This is a genomic window from Phenylobacterium sp. (assembly GCF_024508875.1).
In the GTDB taxonomy this organism is placed as follows: domain Bacteria; phylum Pseudomonadota; class Alphaproteobacteria; order Caulobacterales; family Caulobacteraceae; genus Phenylobacterium.
The window spans coordinates 1-2,911 of sequence record NZ_JANINU010000250.1 but is presented as its reverse complement, the minus strand read 5'-3'; the positions used below and the strand labels follow the sequence as shown (position 1 = coordinate 2,911).

The following is a 2,911-nucleotide window of genomic DNA, read 5'->3' as shown; positions in this document are numbered from 1 at the left end:
AGGCGGCCAGCTCCCAGGCCATGTAGCGGGCGTAGTCGTTGGCCGTGGTCATCAGCCCGCCCATGGCCCCGAAGGCGCCGGGGCCTAGCGCCGGCTCCTCAACCCAGGCGCCGTCCTGCCAGCGATAGCCGATGGCGCGCTTGCCGGTGGGCGCGCGCTTGAGGTCGTAGCCGGTGGAGGCCATGCCCAGCGGCTTGAGGAACGCGGCCTCCACGTAGTCGGCGTAGTTCCGGCCCGAGGCGTTGGTGACCACCCGTCCGGCGAGCGCGTAGCCGAAGTTGGAATATTCGAACGCCATGCCGGGCGCTCGGGCGAAGGGCACGCCCGCCGCCACGAAGCTGGAGAATTCGGGTTCGGGCATCGCGAGCTGGCGGTCACCCCACGGATCGTCGGTCACGAAGCCGGCCGAATGGGTCAGCAGGTCGCGGACCGTGATCCGGGGGCTGTCGGTGGTGGGATAGGCCCAGCCCTTGAGCTCCGGGACCACCGTCTCGGCCGGCGCGTCCAGCCGCAGCTTTCCGTCGTCGCGTAGCTTCAGCGCCGCGAGCGCGGTGAAGTTCTTCGACATCGAGGCGATGCGGAAGACGGTGTCCGCCGTCACCGGCGCCTTGGTCACAGTGTCCTGCACCCCGAGCGTGCGCACATAGGCCAGCTTGCCGTCGACTACGACGCCGTAGACGAGGCCCGGCGCGTGCCGCTCGGCCATGAACTTCGCGAACAGTGGATCCAGGGATGCGAAGGCGGAGGTCTGGGCCGGGGTCTGCGCGGCGGCCGACCATCCCAACGCCAGCGCTCCCGCCGTGGCCGCCAACATCGTCGCGAACGCGCGCATCCCACCTGTCCCCCAACTGCGATCGGCCGATGCCACCCAGGCGAAGCCCCTGAGTCAAGCCGCGGCGCCACCCGGGCGTCACCGAATGTTTGTAGAAACTTGTTGCGTAAATACTGGACTTCGCGCTCGTCCCAAGGCACAGCTTAGGCGGACTCAGGGGGACGTTAAGGAGACTTCAGTATGCCTATCGATAGCGGGACCGTGTCGAGCGATCCTGCGGTCAGCGGCCCCACGCTGCTGCCCCCGCTCGACGCCGTACCGATGCCCATGCCGATCGCGGTCGGGGAACCCAACCCCAGCGACGGCGCTCGGATCCGGATCGTCGCTGGAACCGACGAAGACGACCGCCTGGTTCTCGACGGCCGGACGGCCTTCGGCGGCGGCGGGAACGACACCTTCGTGCTGACTTCCACCGGTTCGTCGAGCGATGGGCCCGAGAACCTCGGGACGATCATGGACTTCCAGGTGGGCGACAAGCTCGACCTCAGCCAGCTCGGCGCCAACGCCGCCATCGTGGGTCGCGAGGCCGACGCGAAGGGTGGAGAGCGCGTCTCCATCGACTACGACGGCGACGGCAAGGCCGACGGCTATGTCACCATCCACGAACGCGGCGAGATCGCGCCCGACGACACCGGCGTTGTGACGCCGGGCGATGGCGAGTTCCACATCCTGCCGTTCCCGATGCCGGGCGACGACGGGGTGATGACGATCCTGCCCTATCCCATGCCGGGCGACGGCGAGGTCACGATCCTGTCGGCCGTCGCCGGCGACGGGGCCGCAGCGAGCATCGCCCTGTCGCTGACGACCTTCGCGGTCGACTGGATCGCCTAGCCGATCATTGCCAAGCCTCCCGCCCGCAGGCATGGGACCTGCGGGCGAGGAGGCGCTTCCATGAAGACGATGATGCTCGGGGCGCTGGCGTCCCTCCTGCTGGCAGGCCAAGCCGCCGCAGCGCCGGATTTCGCCGACCGCCAGGACTTCACCTTCGCGGACAAGGGGTTCGTCGCGACACGGGACGATCCGAAGATCGTGGCGGCGGACGGCCGGGTGATCTGGGACCTTGCCGCCTACGACTTCCTGAAGGGGCCGCCGCCGGCCGGCGTGAACCCCAGTCTGTGGCGCCAGTCGCAGCTCCTGGCGAAGCACGGCCTCTTCAAGGTGGCCGACGGCGTCTGGCAGGTGCGCGGCTTCGACCTCGCCAACGCCACCTTCATCGCCGGCAAGACCGGCTGGATCGTCATCGATCCGCTGACGTCGGCCGAGACCGCCAAGGCGGCGCTGGACCTTGCCGACGCCAAGCTGGGCGCGCGGCCGGTGGTGGCGGTGATCTACACCCACAGCCATGTCGACCACTTCGGCGGTGCGCGCGGGATGGTCGCCCAGGCGGATGTCGACTCCGGCAAGGTCAAGGTGATCGCGCCGCAGGGCTTCCTGGAACACGCCGTCAGCGAGAACATCATCGCCGGGCCTGCCATGCAGCGCCGCGCCCTTTTCCAGTTCGGCTCGCTGCTGCCCAAGGGACCGAACGGCCTCGTGAACTCGGGCATCGGCATGGCGGTGGCGCCGGGCGCGCAGGGGCTGGTCCCCCCCAACGTTGACGTCACCAAGAGCGGTCAGGAAATGGTCGTCGACGGCGTGCGGATCCAGTTCCAGCTCACGCCGAACACCGAGGCGCCGGCGGAGATGAACCTCTACCTGCCGGACTTGAAGGTGCTGGACCTCGCCGAGAACGCCAACGCCACGATGCACAACGTGCTGACCCCGCGCGGCGCCCTGGTGCGCGACGCCAAGGAGTGGGCAGGCTATCTGTCGGAATCGATCCGGCTCTACGGCGACAAGTCGGACGTGCTGATGACCAGCCACGGCTGGCCGCGCTTCGGCCGGGCCGAGATCGGCGACTACCTGGAAAAGCACCGCGACGCCTACAAGTACCTGCACGACCAGTCGGTGAGGCTGATGAACGACGGCCTGCTGCCGGCCGAGATCGCCAACCGGATCAAGCTGCCCGAGGTGCTCGACAACGAGTGGTACAACCGCGGCTACTACGGGACGATGAGCTTCAATTCCCGGGCGGTCTAT

Annotated in this window: 3 protein-coding genes; 2 read left to right on the top strand and 1 reads right to left on the bottom strand. The window is 68.5% G+C overall.

The features are described from left to right. A partial coding sequence (locus Q0L11_RS17705; RefSeq protein WP_296598976.1) for a serine hydrolase occupies positions 1–832 on the bottom strand: 832 nt, incomplete at its 3' end. Positions 833–1,012: 180 nt separating this feature from the next. On the opposite strand from Q0L11_RS17705, the gene Q0L11_RS17700 reads away from it, so the two are divergent. Then, positions 1,013–1,663 (top strand): hypothetical protein, encoded by a 651-nt coding sequence (locus Q0L11_RS17700; RefSeq protein ID WP_296598974.1) that lies wholly within the window; start codon positions 1,013–1,015, stop codon positions 1,661–1,663. A 60-nt stretch (positions 1,664–1,723) separates the two neighbouring features. Continuing rightward, positions 1,724–2,911: MBL fold metallo-hydrolase (locus tag Q0L11_RS17695; protein ID WP_296598973.1), on the top strand; the 1,188-nt coding region annotated here is incomplete at its 3' end.